The organism is Novispirillum itersonii subsp. itersonii ATCC 12639 (assembly GCF_000381985.1).
In the GTDB taxonomy this organism is placed as follows: Bacteria; Pseudomonadota; Alphaproteobacteria; order Rhodospirillales; family Rhodospirillaceae; genus Novispirillum; species Novispirillum itersonii.
The window spans coordinates 1-16,406 of sequence record NZ_KB907362.1 but is presented as its reverse complement, the minus strand read 5'-3'; the positions used below and the strand labels follow the sequence as shown (position 1 = coordinate 16,406).

Here is a 16,406-nt window from a genome sequence, read left to right as displayed (position 1 = left end):
TCGCCCCGATCGCCATGGACGAAGGCCTGCGCTTCGCCATCCGTGAAGGCGGTCGTACCGTCGGCGCCGGCGTCGTCTCTAAGATCCTGAAGTAATGTTCTGTGAGCCGGGGGCCCTGCAAGGGGCCCCCGGTTTGCTTTTGTGGGGACTGTTGGGGGGATCGGTCGACGCTGTCGTGCCGGAACCCTAAAAAATCCCCGGGTTGTGTGCGTTTTGTGGGTTGATCTTTTTTTCAGGCAAGGCTATAACGCCGCTCCCGTCAGGATGGCTCCTGACGCCAGCAACTGAAGAAAGCCTTTCGAGGCAAACTGTTCAGGCGCTGTTGTGGTTGGCAGACCCTTATAGGGGCGTAGCTCAACTGGTAGAGCACCGGTCTCCAAAACCGGGGGTTACGGGTTCGATCCCTGTCGCCCCTGCCAAACAGCCACCATCGGCCACATGCCCGGCGTAAGCCGGGCATGACAGTTTCAGGGCGATGCCAGAAAATCCGCTTTAAAAGTGTATCTGGAATCGCCTGCCGGTTGGCAGCCTGTCTGTCAGCTGGTATTCAAGGGCTCCGGCAGAGATCGGTTTCCGATCCTGCCGGTTTTCGGGTGTTTACCGTATTGGTGCGGTGCGCGGTGATCGCGTCTCGCTTTGATCCGGCTTTCCCCGTGCGGCATAAACCAGTTGGGTTGTGAGCAGTCATGGCAAAAACCAATCCCGGTCAGTTTGTCCGGCAGGTCCGTCAGGAAGTGGCGAAGGTCACGTGGCCGACCCGCAAGGAAGCCACCATTTCCACGATCATGGTCTTCGTGATGGTGGTCGTGGCGGCGCTGTTCTTCCTTCTGGTGGATCAGGTGCTCGCCTGGGGTGTGAAGCTGGTATTCGGGCTGGGGGGTTAAGGTCATGGAAGCGCGCTGGTACGTTCTGCACGTTTATTCCGGGTTTGAGAACAAGGTTGCCCAGTCGATCCGCGAGCAGGCTGCCCAGAAGGGTCTGGCCGATCAGTTCGAAGAGGTTCTGGTGCCGACCGAGGAAGTGGTTGAGGTTCGCCGTGGGGCGAAGGTTCAGTCTGACCGTAAGTTCTTCCCGGGGTATGTGCTGCTGAAAATGCAGATGACCGACGAGAGCTGGCATCTGGTGAAGGATACGCCGAAGGTGACCGGGTTCCTCGGTGGCCGCGGTCGTCCGGTGCCGATCACCCAGCGTGAGGCTGAGCGCATCATCAATCAGGTCAAGGAAGGCGTCGAGCGTCCGAAGACCTCCATCAGTTTCGAGGTCGGCGAACAGGTTCGCGTTGCCGACGGTCCGTTTGCCTCCTTCAACGGCATTGTCGAAGAAGTCGAGGAAGACAAGGCCCGTCTCAAGGTGTCTGTGTCGATCTTCGGCCGGTCTACGCCGGTCGATCTGGAATTCTCCCAGGTCGAGAAAATCTGAGACTTCTCAGGTTTCTGACGACAGGGAGCGGGTCGGGATGCGGGCAGTCCGTATCCCGGTATCCGCGGAAGGCCCGGTTGCCCGGCCACACCGCGGGCCTCAACGCAACGAGGTAGGAAAATGGCAAAGAAAGTCGCTGGTTACGTTAAACTTCAGGTGCCTGCGGGCAAAGCCAACCCGTCGCCGCCGATTGGTCCGGCGCTGGGTCAGCGCGGCCTGAACATCATGGAATTCTGCAAGGCGTTCAACGCCGCCACGCAGGGTCTTGAGCCGGGGATGCCGATTCCGGTCGTCATCACCGCTTACACCGACCGTACCTTTACCTTCGTCACCAAGACCCCGCCGGTGTCTTACTTCCTGAAGAAGGCCGCTAACCTGAAGTCTGGCTCCCAGACCCCGGGTAAGGGTTCCTTCGTCGGCAAGGTCACGGTCGCTCAGATCCGTGAAATCGCCGAAGCGAAGATGAAGGATCTGAACTGCGCCGAGGTCGACTCCGCCGTGCAGATGATCAAGGGCTCGGCCCGGTCCATGGGCCTCCAGGTGGTGGAATAAGACGATGGCGAAGATTGGCAAGCGTCTGAAGAGCGCCTACGAAGGCGTTGACCGCGAAAAGTTTTACGATCTCGTCGAAGCGGTGAAGATCGTCAAGGGTGCCGCCAAGGCCAAGTTTGACGAATCCCTCGAAATCGCCATGAACCTGGGTGTTGACCCGCGTCATGCCGATCAGATGGTCCGTGGTGTTGTCGAGCTGCCGCATGGCACCGGCAAGACCGTCCGCGTCGCTGTGTTCGCCAAGGCCGATAAGGCCGAGGAAGCCAAGGCCGCCGGTGCTGACATTGTCGGCGCCGAAGAGCTGATGGAAATGATCCAGCAGGGCAAGATGGATTTCGACCGCTGCATCGCCACCCCGGACATGATGGGTCTGGTCGGTCGCGTCGGTAAGATCCTCGGGCCGCGCGGCCTGATGCCGAACCCGAAGCTGGGCACCGTCACCGCCGATGTCGCCGGTGCCGTGAAGTCCGCTAAGGCCGGTCAGGTGCAGTTCCGCGTCGAGAAGGCTGGTATCGTCCACGCCGGTATCGGCAAGGTTTCCTTCGACGAAGCCAAGCTGGTTGAGAACGTCCGCGCTTTCGTGGATGCCATCCAGAAGGCCAAGCCGTCGGGCGCCAAGGGCACCTACGTGCAGAAGATCTCCCTGAGCTCCACTATGGGCCCGGGTCTGAAGGTTGCTCCGGGCTCCGTCGCGGGCTAAGGAGTTTTCCTGATCACCGTCATCCGGGCTTGCCCGGGTGACGGTGGCAGGTCTCCGGTTCGCCGGAGGCCGAGTTACCTGTCCAAGACCGTAGGTGAACCGCACGGGCGGTTTCTGAAAGGGGAGCACCCCGCCTGCACAGACGGGAGTTGAATTTCCGCGGGTCCGGTTCCGTTATCACGCATAGCGGCATCTTGGGTGGCGGGCTTCAGCTTCTGGGGCAGGTTGTCCCCTCCGTCCTTCCGGGCGGAGACTATCGCAACAGATCCTGTCCGGTTTCCGGACCGGATCAAGACTGCGGAGACGCAACGTGAACCGTGAACAGAAGCAGGAGTTGGTTTCCGAGCTCCATCAGCTGTTCGGGGAAGTCTCCACCGTCGTGGTCGCCCACTACTCGGGCCTGACCGTGACGGAAATGGAGAATCTCCGTAAGCAGATGCGCGCTGCGGGTGCCAGCTTCCGTGTCACCAAGAATCGGCTTACGCGTCTCGCCCTTGATGGCACCAAGTTCGACAGCATCGGCGACCTGATGACTGGCCCGACCGGCATTGCCGTGTCGGCCGATCCGGTCGCTGCCGCTAAGGCAATGGTTGATTTCGCCAAGACTAACCCGAAGCTGGTTATTCTCGGCGGGAACATGAACGGCTCTGCCCTGAACTCCGATGGGGTTAAGGCGCTGGCCACCATGCCGAGCCTGGACGAACTGCGTGCCAAGCTGGTCGGCATGATCCAGACCCCGGGTACCCGTATCGCCACCGTGCTGTCTCAGCCGGGCGCCGGGCTGGCTCGGGTTCTCAATGCCTATGCCACCAAAGGCGAAGCCGCCTAAGTCGCTGCTTCCCGCTTCGGCGGGACTTTATGAACCGATCTGCCATGCGGCGTAATGATAAGCCCATGGCCAACCTGTGGAGTATAAAATGGCTGATCTCGCCAAGCTCGTCGACGACCTGTCCGCTCTGACCGTTCTGGAAGCCGCTGAGCTGTCCAAGCTGCTGGAAGAGAAGTGGGGCGTTTCCGCCGCTGCTCCGGTCGCCGTTGCCGCCGTTGCCGCTGCCGCTGCTCCGGCCGCTGAAGAAAAGACCGAATTCGACGTGATCCTGGTTGACGCTGGCGCCAACAAGATCAACGTCATTAAGGAAGTCCGCGCCATCACCGGCCTGGGCCTGAAGGAAGCCAAGGACCTGGTCGAAGGCGCTCCGAAGGCCGTGAAGGAAGCTGCGTCCAAGGACGAAGCCGACAAGCTGAAGAAGCAGCTGGAAGACGCCGGCGCCAAGGTCGAACTGAAGTAAGACCTGCCTTTGGCAACGGGGTTGGGCCGGGGATCTTCGGATCTCCGGCCTTCCTGTTTGTGCCGATAAAAAACAGCGCCGGGCCCATGATTCGGCGTGACGAATGCTGTGTAAGTCTGTAATGTGTCGAATTCCGCTGCGCCGAAAGGCGGGCGGATGTTTTGCGTGTGCGTATTTTGAGGTTTAAAAACAGGACCGACGTCCAGAGGGCTGATCATCAGCCCTGTGCAGGTCGGCCCGGACGCCGCACCGGGGAGCAGGTGCGGGCAGTGGGGCAGATTCTTACACGTGTCGACGGATTGGGGTGCTTGCTCTGGCACCCTCCCGTCACGGTTCGGGCGAGTCCGGTGGGGTATCCTGCCGGATCACGTTGCCCGGATCGCCGTCGAAACCCGGCATGACGATGCCGGATACAGTCGAAGACATAGAGGAGCGGCAATGGCTAAGTCCTTCACCGGTCGCAAGCGGGTACGCAAGAATTTTGGGCGTATCCCGACCGTGGCCCCGATGCCCAATCTGATCGAAGTGCAGAAGAACTCCTACGATCAGTTCCTGCAGACCGGCATCGTGGCGGCCAAGCGGACCAATTCCGGCCTTCAGGAAGTTTTCAAGTCCGTTTTCCCGATTAAGGATTTTGCCGGTAAGGGCGAGCTGGAATTCGTTCGCTACGAGCTGGAAGAGCCGAAGTATGATGTGGAAGAGTGCCAGCAGCGCGGCATGACCTTTGCGGCTCCGCTGAAGGTTACCCTGCGTCTGGTGGTGTGGGATGTCGATGAAGACACCGGCTCCCGCTCCGTCCGCGACATTAAGGAGCAGGACGTGTACATGGGCGACATGCCGCTCATGACCCGGAACGGCACCTTTATCGTCAACGGCACCGAACGTGTGATCGTGTCGCAGATGCACCGCTCCCCGGGCGTGTTCTTCGACCACGATAAGGGCAAGACCCACTCTTCGGGGAAGTACCTGTTCGCCGCCCGAGTCATTCCGTACCGTGGCTCCTGGCTGGACTTTGAGTTCGACGCCAAGGATATCGTCTACGTGCGTATTGACCGCCGCCGCAAGCTGCCGGTCACCACGCTGCTGTATGCGCTGGATTCCAATGCTGCTGAAAAGCTGCGTGCCGATCGGACCAAGGCCCGCCTGCCGCTCGATCCGGCGGAACTGACCGGTCTGACCGCCGAAGACATTCTCAACTACTTCTACGAGAGCATCACCTACACTGCGGACGCGCAGGGCTGGAAGACGGCGTTCGTGCCGGAGCGGCTGAAGGGTGTGAAGCTGACCTATGACCTGATCGACGCCGCCACCGGTGAAGTGAAGGTTGAGGCTGGTGGTAAGGTGTCCCCGCGCGTCGGCAAGAAGCTGATTGAAGCCGGGATGACCGAGATGCGGGTCCTGCGTGAGGATCTGATCGGCCGTTATGCCGGTGAAGACATCATCAATCCGGGGACCGGTGAGATCTTCATCGAAGCCGGTGAGGAAATCACCGAAGTCGCTCTGGCCGAGCTGGAAAAGAACGGCATCGACGAGCTGCCGACCCTCCACATCGACCACGTCAACGTTGGACCGTATATCCGCAATACCCTGTTTGCGGATAAGAACACCAACCGCGAAGAAGCCCTGATCGACATCTACCGCGTGATGCGTCCGGGCGAGCCGCCGACTCTCGAAGCTGCTGAACTGCTGTTCCGTGGCCTGTTCTTCGATATCGAGCGCTACGACCTGTCCTCGGTCGGCCGCGTGAAGATGAACTCCCGCCTGAATTTCACCATGGCCGAAGCCCCGGATACCGTCCGTGTGCTGCGCCGTGAAGATATTCTGCGCATCATCAAGACCCTGGTCGAACTGAAGGACGGCCGCGGCGAGATCGATGACATCGACCATCTGGGCAACCGTCGTGTCCGCTCTGTCGGCGAACTGATGGAAAACCAGTACCGTGTCGGTCTGCTGCGCATGGAGCGCGCCATCCGCGAGCGTATGTCCTCGGTGGACATCGACACCGTGATGCCGCATGACCTGATCAACGCCAAACCGGCTGCGGCTGCGGTGCGTGAATTCTTCGGCTCCTCGCAGCTGTCGCAGTTCATGGACCAGACCAACCCGCTGTCCGAAGTGACGCATAAGCGTCGTCTTTCGGCCCTCGGGCCGGGCGGTCTGACCCGTGAGCGCGCGGGCTTCGAAGTCCGCGACGTGCACCCGACCCACTATGGCCGTATCTGCCCGATTGAGACCCCGGAAGGTCCGAACATCGGTCTGATCAACAGCCTCGCCACCTATGCCCGCGTCAACCAGTACGGTTTCATCGAAGCCCCGTACCGGAAGGTCGTGGACGGGAAGGTCACCGACGAGGTGATCTATATGTCGGCGATGGAAGAAGGCCGGTACACCGTTGCGCAGGCGAACGCCGAGCTTGATGCCGAGAACCGTTTCGTCGGTGATCTGGTGTCGTGCCGCGGCAAGGGCGACTACATCATGGCCGCCCCGAGCGAAATCGACTTCGTGGACGTGTCGCCGAAGCAGCTGGTGTCCGTCGCTGCGGCGCTGATTCCGTTCCTTGAGAACGATGACGCCAACCGCGCGCTGATGGGCTCCAACATGCAGCGTCAGGCCGTGCCGCTGATCCGTGCCGAGGCTCCGTTCGTCGGGACCGGGATGGAAGGCGTTGTGGCCCGCGACTCCGGCGCCGCCATTTCTGCCCGCCGCACCGGTATCGTGCAGCAGGTCGATGCCATGCGCATCGTGGTGCGTGCCACCGAGGAAGTGGATGCCGCCCAGTCCGGCGTGGACATCTACCGTCTGTCCAAGTTCCAGCGTTCCAACCAGAACACCTGTATCACTCAGCGTCCGCTGGTGAAGGTGGGCGATATCGTCCGCAAGGGCGACATCATCGCCGACGGCCCGTCGACCGAGCTGGGTGAACTGGCTCTCGGTCGGAACGTGCTGGTCGCGTTCATGCCGTGGAACGGCTACAACTTCGAAGATTCGATCCTGATCTCCGAACGCATCGTCCGTGACGACGTGTTCACCTCGATCCACATCGAAGAATTCGAAGTGATGGCCCGTGACACCAAGCTGGGTCAGGAAGACATCACCCGCGATATCCCCAACGTCGGGGAAGATGCGCTGAAGAACCTCGACGAAGCCGGGATCGTCTACATCGGGGCCGAAGTGAAGGCCGGGGACATTCTGGTCGGTAAGACCACCCCGAAGGGCGAAAGCCCGGTCACTCCGGAAGAAAAGCTGCTGCGCGCCATCTTCGGTGAAAAGGCCGCTGACGTCCGCGATACCTCCCTGCGTCTGCCCCCGGGCGTGCAGGGGACCATCGTTGAAGTCCGTGTCTTCAACCGTCGTGGGGTGGAGAAGGACGAGCGTACCCTGGCGATCGAACGCGCCGAGATCGAACGTCTGGCCAAGGACCGCGACGACGAACGCGCCATTCTGGACGGCTCCTTCAGCCTGCGTCTGAAGGAAAAGCTGCTGGGCCAGAAGGCGGTTGCCGGTCCGAAGGGCTTCAAGATCGGTGTTGAGCTGACTGAAGATGTGCTGGTGCAGTACACCCAGGGTCAGTGGCGTCAGTTCGCGGTGGAAGATGATTCCATCATGGCTGACATCGAAGGCATGAAGAAGTCGCACGAAGAGGCCATTGGCCAGCTTCAGGCCCGCTTTGAAAGCAAGGTCGAAAAGCTGCAGCGCGGTGACGAACTGCCGCCGGGCGTGCTGAAGATGGTTAAGGTCTTCGTTGCGGTGAAGCGTAAGCTGCAGCCGGGCGACAAGATGGCCGGCCGTCACGGGAACAAGGGGGTTATCTCCCGCATTGTTCCGATCGAAGACATGCCGTACCTCGCTGACGGGACTCAGGTCGATATCGTCCTGAACCCGCTGGGTGTGCCGTCGCGTATGAACGTCGGGCAGATTCTGGAAACGCACCTTGGCTGGGCCTGCCGTGGCCTTGGCAAGCAGGTCGGCGAGGCGCTGGATGCCGTGCGGTACGGTACCGGTACCCTCGACGGACTGCGCGGTAAGCTGAAGGACGTCTACGGCGAGCATCACTTCCAGGAAGACATTGTCGGTCTGGATGATGCCGAAGTGGTCGAACTGGCGTCTAACCTGCGCGGTGGTATTCCGATTGCCACCCCGGTGTTTGACGGTGCCCGCGAAAGCGACATCGCCGAGCATCTGGAAAAGGCCGGTCTGCACGCTTCCGGTCAGGTCACCCTGTACGATGGCCGTACCGGGGAGCCGTTCGACCGTCAGGTGACGGTGGGCTACATCTATATGCTGAAGCTGCATCACCTGGTTGACGACAAGATCCACGCCCGTTCCATCGGTCCTTACTCGCTGGTGACCCAGCAGCCGCTGGGTGGTAAGGCGCAGTTCGGTGGTCAGCGCTTCGGGGAAATGGAAGTGTGGGCTCTGGAAGCCTACGGTGCTGCCTATACCCTGCAGGAAATGCTGACCGTGAAGTCGGATGACGTCTCGGGTCGTACCAAGGTTTATGAAGCGATCGTCCGTGGCGACGACACCTTCGAAGCCGGTATCCCGGAGTCGTTCAACGTGCTGGTGAAGGAAATGCGTTCTCTGGGTCTGGATGTGGAGCTGCTGCAGGGCGAAGGCTAAGGCCTTCCCCGCGGCATCCCGCACAGAACCGACCCCCTGCAACGCAGCTTTTGAGATACGCGCCCGGCGGAAGGCAGACAGACAAAGTCCTTCCGCCAGCGCGACAGGAGATCAGGCATGAACGAGCTTATGAAGATCTTCGGTCAGGTCAGCGGCACCCAGTCGTTTGATCAGATCAAGATTTCCATTGCCAGCCCCGAGAAGATCCGCTCTTGGTCCTTTGGTGAGATCAAGAAGCCGGAAACCATCAACTACCGTACCTTCAAGCCGGAACGCGACGGCCTGTTCTGCGCCCGCATCTTCGGGCCGGTGAAGGATTACGAATGCTTGTGCGGTAAGTACAAGCGTATGAAGTACCGTGGCATCATCTGCGAAAAGTGCGGCGTCGAAGTGACCCTCTCGAAGGTCCGCCGTGAGCGCATGGGCCATATCGAGCTGGCGGCTCCCGTCGCCCACATCTGGTTCCTGAAGTCCCTGCCGAGCCGCATCGGTCTGCTGCTCGACATGACCCTGAAGGATCTGGAACGCGTTCTGTACTTCGAAAACTATGTGGTCACCGAGCCCGGTCTGACCCCGCTGAAGCAGTTTGAGCTGCTGTCGGAAGAACAGTATCAGCGTTGCGTCGAAGAATACGGCGAAGACAGCTTCACTGCCGGTATCGGCGCTGAGGCGATCCGCGATCTTCTGCAGGCGATGGATATCGACGAAGAACTGGTGCAGATGCGTCAGGAACTCCGCGAGACCTCCTCCGAAGCCAAGCGTAAGAAGCTGGTCAAGCGTCTGAAGCTGGCTGAAGCCTTCGTCGAGTCGAACACCCGTCCGGAATGGATGATTCTGGAAGTGATTCCGGTGATTCCGCCGGAACTGCGTCCGCTGGTGCCGCTGGATGGTGGCCGCTTCGCCACGTCGGACCTTAACGACCTTTACCGCCGCGTCATCAACCGCAACAACCGCCTGAAGCGTCTGATCGAGCTCCGTGCCCCGGAGATCATCATCCGTAACGAAAAGCGTATGCTGCAGGAATCGGTTGACGCCCTGTTCGACAACGGCCGCCGTGGCCGCGCCATCACCGGCGCGAACAAGCGGCCGCTGAAGTCGCTGGCTGACATGCTGAAAGGCAAGCAGGGCCGCTTCCGTCAGAACCTGCTCGGTAAGCGCGTCGATTACTCCGGCCGTTCGGTGATCGTGGTGGGGCCGGAGCTGAAGCTCCACCAGTGCGGTCTGCCGAAGAAGATGGCGCTCGAGCTGTTCAAGCCGTTCATCTATTCCAAGCTTGAACTCTATGGCATGGCGACCACCATCAAGGCTGCCAAGCGCATGGTGGAAAAAGAGCGTCCGGAAGTGTGGGATATCCTCGAAGAGGTGATCCGCGAGCATCCGGTCATGCTCAACCGCGCCCCGACGCTGCACCGTCTTGGCATTCAGGCGTTTGAGCCGGTGCTGGTGGAAGGCAAGGCGATCAACCTGCATCCGCTGGTCTGCACCGCCTTTAACGCCGACTTCGACGGTGACCAGATGGCGGTCCACGTGCCGCTGTCTCTGGAAGCCCAGCTTGAAGCCCGTGTGCTGATGATGTCGACCAACAACATCCTCAGCCCGGCCAACGGCAAGCCGATTATCGTCCCGACTCAGGATATGGTGCTTGGTCTGTACTACATGACCATGGACCGTGAAAACGAGCGTGGCGACGGCATGGTGATCGGTGACGTCGCCGAGCTGGAACACGCCATGAATGCCGGTGTGCTGTCTCTGCACGCCCGTATCAAGGCCCGGTACCACACCGTCGATGCCGACAACAATCCGGTGACTCTGGTGGTGGAAACCACTCCGGGCCGTCTGATGCTGGCCAACCTGCTGCCGCGTCATCCGAAGGTCCCGTATTCCATCGTCAACCGCCTGCTGCGGAAGAAGGATATTCAGGACGTCATCGATATCGTCTATCGCCACTGCGGTCAGAAAGAGACGGTGATCTTCTGTGACCGCGTCATGGCACTTGGCTTCCGTCAGGCGGCGCGTGCGGGGATCTCCTTCGGCAAGGACGATATGGTGATCCCGGCGACCAAGGAAAAGCTGGTTGCCGACACTGAACGTCAGGTCAAGGAATTCGAGCAGCAGTATCAGGACGGTCTGATCACTCAGGGTGAAAAGTACAACAAGGTCGTTGACGCCTGGTCGCACTGCACCGATCTGGTCGCCGATGAAATGATGAAGGAAATCAGCCGTGTTGTGCCGGGCAAGCCGGTCAACTCGGTGTACATGATGGCCCACTCCGGGGCGCGTGGCTCTGCCGCTCAGATGAAGCAGCTGGCGGGGATGCGTGGTCTGATGGCGAAGCCGGACGGCTCCATCATTGAGACCCCGATCATTTCCAACTTCAAGGAAGGCCTGACCGTGCTGGAGTACTTCAACTCCACCCACGGTGCCCGTAAGGGTCTGGCCGATACCGCGCTGAAGACCGCGAACTCCGGTTACCTGACCCGTCGTCTCGTTGACGTGGCACAGGACGCGATCATCACCGAGGAAGACTGCGGCACCGAACGCGCCCTGACCGCCATTCCGGTGGTGGACGGCGGCGAAGTGGTCGTGTCGCTGGGCGAACGCGTTCTGGGCCGCACCGCCGGTGAAGATGCGATCAATCCGGCGACCGGCGAAGTGCTGGTGAAGAAGGGTGAGATCATCACCGAACCGGACGTCGAGAAGATCGAGGCCGCCGGTATCGAATCCCTGCTGATCCGCTCGGTGCTGACCTGCGAAACCCAGACCGGCATCTGCGGTAAGTGCTATGGTCGCGATCTGGCCCGTGGGACCTCGGCCAACATCGGTGAAGCTGTCGGCGTCGTTGCCGCCCAGTCGATCGGTGAGCCGGGTACCCAGCTGACCATGCGTACCTTCCACATTGGCGGTGCCGCGCAGCGTGGGGCTGAGCAGTCCAGCGTTGAAGCGCCGTTCGACTCGATGGTGCGGGTGGAAAACTATAACACCGTGCGGAACTCGGAAGGGGTCCAGATCGTTCTGGCCCGTAACCTCGAGATCATTCTGCTCGACGTTAACGGCCGCGAAAAGGCCCGTCACCGTATCCCTTACGGCGCCAAGCTGTATGTGGAAGACGGGAAGCCGGTCACCAAAGCGACCAAGATGGCCGAGTGGGACCCGTACACCCTGCCGATCATCACCGAGAAGGAAGGTGTGGTCCACTATCTGGACCTGGTCGAAGGCGTCTCCATGCGTGAGCAGGTTGACGAAGCGACCGGCATCTCCTCCCGCGTTGTTGTTGACTGGAAGTCTCTGCCGCGTGGTGGCGACCTTAAGCCGCGCGTCACCCTGCGTGACGAGAGCAACAATGTGGTGATGCTGGCCAGCGGTGTGGAAGCCCGTTACTTCCTGTCCGTTGACGCGATCCTGTCCGTGGAACCGGGGCAGCGGGTCAACGCCGGTGACGTGCTGGCACGTATTCCGCGTGAAGGCTCCAAGACCCGTGACATCACCGGCGGTCTGCCGCGTGTTGCGGAACTGTTCGAAGCCCGTAAGCCGAAGGACCATGCCATCATCGCTGAGATCGATGGCCGCGTGGAATTCGGTAAGGACTATAAGAACAAGCGCCGCATCCTTGTGGTTCCGACCACCGATGATGCTGCCGAGCCGATGGAATACCTGGTCCCGAAGGGCAAGCACCTTGCCGTTCAGGAAGGGGATTACGTCAAGAAGGGCGATCCGCTGATGGACGGTAACCCGGTGCCGCATGACATTCTGCGTGTCATGGGTGTCGAGGCGCTGGCCGATTACCTGATCAAGGAAATCCAGGACGTTTACCGTCTGCAGGGCGTGAAGATCAACGACAAGCATATTGAAGTGATCGTCCGCCAGATGCTGCAGAAGGTGGAAATCACGGATCCGGGTGATACCACCTTCCTGCTGGCCGAGCAGGTTGACCGTATCGACTTCCAGCTGGAAAACGAGAAAGTCATGAAGGAAGGCGGTCGTCTGGCATCCGGGAACCCGGTTCTGCAGGGGATTACCAAGGCCTCGCTGCAGACTCATTCCTTCGTGTCGGCGGCATCCTTCCAGGAAACCACCCGCGTCCTCACCGAAGCCTCGACCTCGGGCAAGGTGGATACGCTGGTCGGCCTGAAAGAAAACGTGATCGTCGGTCGTCTGATCCCTGCCGGTACCGGTGCCGCGATGGCGCAATACCGTCAGGTTGCTGCCCGCCGCGATCGTGAACTGGCAGAAATCAGTGGGGCCGATCTGGCTGCTCTGCCCGGCGACGAGTCGGCTGCTTAAGTCTGTTGATCAGGCTGTGGGTCTGGCGGCTTTCAGGGCGCGTCAGACCCCTTCTGATAAAAAAGTATGGTTTTGATAAAAGCCCGGGACAGATTCTTCTGAAACTGTCCCGGGCTTTTGTCTTTTCCGGGATGCTACCGAGTCGCCATGCAGCTTTCACTTGACGCTGTCAGGGGCCGTCCGTAGTATGCGCGCCTCTGAGAAAGGTATCCTTTTTCGGGGGCGTTTCTGTATGGGAATTCCGGAGAGTTCTCCGCCCATCAAAACGCTGTCTTGTCCCACAGGACACTGCTCTTTGCACAGGGTGCCGGACTATCGGTTTCCTAGAGGCGGAGCCGGACTTATCCGGCTTAAGAGCAGACCGCGAGCAGGCGCGTCAGGCGCAGGCCGTACAAAAGGGTGGCGCGAAAGCGTCGAAAAAGGCAACGCGAAAGCGTAACAAATTGAAGGAACGGTTATGCCGACGATCAATCAGTTGATCCGTGAAGGCCGCCAGCCGGTTGCCAAGCGGAACAAGGTTCCGGCCATGCAGGCCTGCCCGCAGAAGCGTGGCGTTTGCACCCGCGTGTACACCACCACCCCGAAGAAGCCGAACTCCGCGCTTCGTAAGGTGGCCCGTGTGCGTCTGACCAACGGCTTTGAAGTCACCTCCTACATCCCCGGCGAAGGTCACAACCTTCAGGAACACTCCGTGGTGATGATCCGTGGCGGCCGTGTGAAGGATTTGCCCGGTGTGCGTTACCACATCATCCGCGGCACTCTGGATACCCAGGGCGTGAAGAACCGTAAGCAGCGTCGTTCGAAGTACGGCGCGAAGCGTCCGAAGTAAGACCAGCGAGGGAAATAAGATATGTCTCGTCGTCATCGCGCAGAAAAGCGTGAGGTCCTTCCGGACGCCAAGTTCGGTGATCTCGTTCTCGCCAAATTCATCAACGCCATCATGCTGGACGGCAAGAAGAGCGTTGCTGAAAAGATTGTTTATGGTGCCCTCGACAAGATCGCTGCCAAGACTGGCAACGACCCGGTGCAGGTGTTCCACGAAGCCGTGGACAACATTAAGCCCGCCGTCGAAGTGCGCTCCCGCCGTGTCGGCGGTGCCACCTATCAGGTTCCGGTCGAAGTCCGCACTGACCGTCGTCAGGCGCTGGCCTTCCGTTGGCTGAAGGACTTCTCCCGCAAGCGCTCTGAGACCACCATGGTCGACAAGCTGTCGGGTGAGCTGCTGGATGCCGCCAACAACCGCGGTGGTGCTGTGAAGAAGCGTGAAGACACGCACCGTATGGCCGAGGCCAACAAGGCCTTCTCGCACTATCGCTGGTAACGCGAACGCAAGGTAGCTAGCTCGTCATGAAGCGCGAAACCCCGCTTGAGAGATACCGCAATATCGGCATCATGGCTCACATTGATGCCGGTAAGACCACGACTACCGAGCGAATCCTGTATTACACCGGGAAGTCGCACAAGATCGGTGAAGTCCATGAAGGCGCTGCCACCATGGACTGGATGGAGCAGGAACAGGAGCGTGGTATCACCATCACCTCCGCTGCCACCACCGCGTTCTGGAAAGATCACCGCATCAACATCATCGACACCCCGGGTCACGTCGACTTCACCATTGAAGTGGAACGGTCCCTGCGTGTGCTCGACGGTGCTGTGACTGTTTTCGACTCCGTCGCCGGGGTTGAGCCGCAGTCTGAAACCGTGTGGCGTCAGGCCGACAAGTACGGCGTGCCGCGCATGTGCTTCGTCAACAAGATGGACCGCATGGGCGCGAACTTCTACCGTTGCGTCGACATGATCGTCGACCGTCTCGGTGCTGTTCCGCTGGTGATCAACCTGCCGATCGGTGTTGAAGCCGAATTCACCGGCGTGGTCGATCTGGTCAAGATGAAGGCCGTGATCTGGAAGGGCGACGATCTGGGCGCTGCCTATGAATACGTCGATATTCCGGCTGACATGGCTGATAAGGCCGCCGAATACCGTTCCAAGCTGGTGGAAACCGCCGTCGAAGTCGACGATGCGGTGATGGAAGCCTACCTGGAAGGGAACGAGCCGGACGAAGAGGCCCTGAAGGCCTGCATTCGTAAGGGCACCATTGCCCGGACCTTCGTTCCGGTGCTGTGCGGCTCTGCCTTCAAGAACAAGGGTGTCCAGACGATGCTGGACGCCGTGATCGCTTTCCTGCCGTCGCCGCTCGACGTGCCGTCTATTAAGGGCGTTCTGCTTGACGGCGAAACCCCGGCTGAGCGTAAGTCGTCTGACGAAGAGCCGTTCGCCGGTCTTGCTTTCAAGATCATGAACGACCCGTTCGTCGGTTCGCTGACCTTCGTGCGCATCTACTCTGGTATCCTCGAGTCGGGTACCTACGTGGTGAACACCGTGAAGGAAAAGCGTGAGCGTATCGGTCGTATGCTGCTGATGCATGCCAACAACCGCGAAGAAATCAAGTTTGCGGGCGCTGGTGACATCGTCGCTGTCGTCGGTCTGAAGGATACCACCACTGGTGATACCCTTTGTGATCCGCTGAAGCAGGTCATTCTGGAACGCATGGAATTCCCCGAGCCGGTGATTGAAGTCGCCGTCGAGCCGAAGACCAAGGCGGACATGGAAAAGATGGGTCTGGCGCTGGCGCGTCTGGCTGCTGAAGATCCGTCCTTCCGCGTTTCGACCGATCAGGAATCCGGCCAGACCGTGATTAAGGGGATGGGTGAACTCCACCTCGAGATTATCGTCGACCGTATGCGTCGTGAGTTTAAGGTTGATGCGAACGTGGGTGCCCCGCAGGTGGCTTACCGCGAAACCATCTCCAAGACCTACGTCTGCGACTACACCCACAAGAAGCAGTCGGGTGGTACCGGTCAGTACGCGAAGGTGCAGCTGAAGTTCGAGCCGCTGGAGCCGGGTGCCGGTTTCGTGTTCGAAAGCGCCATCGTCGGCGGTTCGGTTCCGAGAGAATACATCCCGGGCGTCGAAAAGGGCCTGCGGTCTGCCATGGACAATGGCTGCATCGTTGGGTTCCCGGTCACCGATTTCAAGGTCACTCTGACCGACGGTGGCTACCACGACGTCGACTCCAGCGTTCTGGCGTTCGAAATTGCGTCTCGTGCCGCTTTCCGCGAAGCGATGCCGCAGTCGGGTCCGAAGCTGCTTGAGCCGGTGATGAAGGTCGAAGTGGTGACCCCGGATGAATATCTGGGCGACATCATCGGCGATCTGAACAGCCGTCGTGGCGTGGTCGGTGGTATGGATCAGCGCGGCAATGCCCGCGTGATCGAAGCCTCGGTCCCGCTGTCCAACATGTTCGGGTACGTCAACACCCTCCGTGGTATGTCTCAGGGCCGCGCCCAGTACACCATGGTGTTCGACAAGTACTCTGAAGTTCCGAACAACGTCGCTGAAGACATTAAGGCGAAGATGGCCGGTTGATCGGCCCAGCCTGACGGAGTGAAAAATGGCTAAGGAAAAATTTGCGCGTACGAAGCCGCACTGCAACGTTGGCACGATCGGCCACGTTGACCACGGCAAGACTTCTCTGACCGCTGCGA

The 16,406-nt window shown here is 60.1% G+C and carries 13 protein-coding genes and 1 tRNA gene; all 14 read left to right on the top strand.

Annotated elements, in window-relative coordinates:
* Positions 1-95, top strand: a 95-nt coding sequence (locus G365_RS24520; protein WP_019647181.1) for an EF-Tu C-terminal domain-related protein, incomplete at its 5' end; no start/stop codon positions are given.
* Between the two features lie 248 nt (positions 96-343).
* Positions 344-419: transfer RNA gene (locus G365_RS0119320), tRNA-Trp, on the top strand.
* 267 nt (positions 420-686) lie between these two features.
* Positions 687-884, top strand: coding sequence for a preprotein translocase subunit SecE (gene secE / locus G365_RS0119315; RefSeq protein ID WP_019647180.1), 198 nt, complete (start codon positions 687-689; stop codon positions 882-884).
* 4 nt (positions 885-888) lie between these two features.
* Entirely contained in the window at positions 889-1,419 is a 531-nt protein-coding gene (nusG, locus tag G365_RS0119310; protein ID WP_019647179.1) for a transcription termination/antitermination protein NusG, read from the top strand.
* 120 nt (positions 1,420-1,539) lie between these two features.
* The gene (rplK, locus tag G365_RS0119305) at positions 1,540-1,971 is read left to right on the top strand and encodes a 50S ribosomal protein L11 (RefSeq protein ID WP_019647178.1); all 432 of its coding nucleotides are present in this window, start codon (positions 1,540-1,542) and stop codon (positions 1,969-1,971) included.
* 4 nt (positions 1,972-1,975) lie between these two features.
* Complete coding sequence (gene rplA / locus G365_RS0119300; RefSeq protein ID WP_019647177.1) at positions 1,976-2,671, top strand: 50S ribosomal protein L1; 696 nt, start codon at positions 1,976-1,978, stop codon at positions 2,669-2,671.
* A gap of 310 nt (positions 2,672-2,981) precedes the next feature.
* Positions 2,982-3,500 (top strand): 50S ribosomal protein L10, encoded by a 519-nt coding sequence (gene rplJ / locus G365_RS0119295; RefSeq protein ID WP_019647176.1) that lies wholly within the window; start codon positions 2,982-2,984, stop codon positions 3,498-3,500.
* 88 nt (positions 3,501-3,588) lie between these two features.
* On the top strand, positions 3,589-3,960 hold the full coding sequence (gene rplL, locus G365_RS0119290; RefSeq protein ID WP_019647175.1) for a 50S ribosomal protein L7/L12: 372 nt from the start codon (positions 3,589-3,591) through the stop codon (positions 3,958-3,960).
* Positions 3,961-4,398: 438 nt separating this feature from the next.
* Positions 4,399-8,580, top strand: coding sequence for a DNA-directed RNA polymerase subunit beta (gene rpoB / locus G365_RS0119285; RefSeq protein ID WP_019647174.1), 4,182 nt, complete (start codon positions 4,399-4,401; stop codon positions 8,578-8,580).
* A 117-nt stretch (positions 8,581-8,697) separates the two neighbouring features.
* Positions 8,698-12,861: a DNA-directed RNA polymerase subunit beta' gene (gene rpoC / locus G365_RS0119280; protein ID WP_019647173.1), complete on the top strand. Its 4,164-nt coding sequence runs from the start codon at positions 8,698-8,700 to the stop codon at positions 12,859-12,861.
* 457 nt (positions 12,862-13,318) lie between these two features.
* The gene (rpsL, locus tag G365_RS0119275) at positions 13,319-13,690 is read left to right on the top strand and encodes a 30S ribosomal protein S12 (RefSeq protein WP_019647172.1); all 372 of its coding nucleotides are present in this window, start codon (positions 13,319-13,321) and stop codon (positions 13,688-13,690) included.
* Positions 13,691-13,711: 21 nt separating this feature from the next.
* On the top strand, positions 13,712-14,182 hold the full coding sequence (gene rpsG, locus G365_RS0119270) for a 30S ribosomal protein S7 (RefSeq protein WP_019647171.1): 471 nt from the start codon (positions 13,712-13,714) through the stop codon (positions 14,180-14,182).
* A gap of 26 nt (positions 14,183-14,208) precedes the next feature.
* Positions 14,209-16,287, top strand: coding sequence for an elongation factor G (gene fusA, locus G365_RS0119265; RefSeq protein ID WP_019647170.1), 2,079 nt, complete (start codon positions 14,209-14,211; stop codon positions 16,285-16,287).
* A 25-nt stretch (positions 16,288-16,312) separates the two neighbouring features.
* Positions 16,313-16,406, top strand: a 94-nt coding sequence (locus tag G365_RS24030; RefSeq protein ID WP_019647169.1) for a GTP-binding protein, incomplete at its 3' end; no start/stop codon positions are given.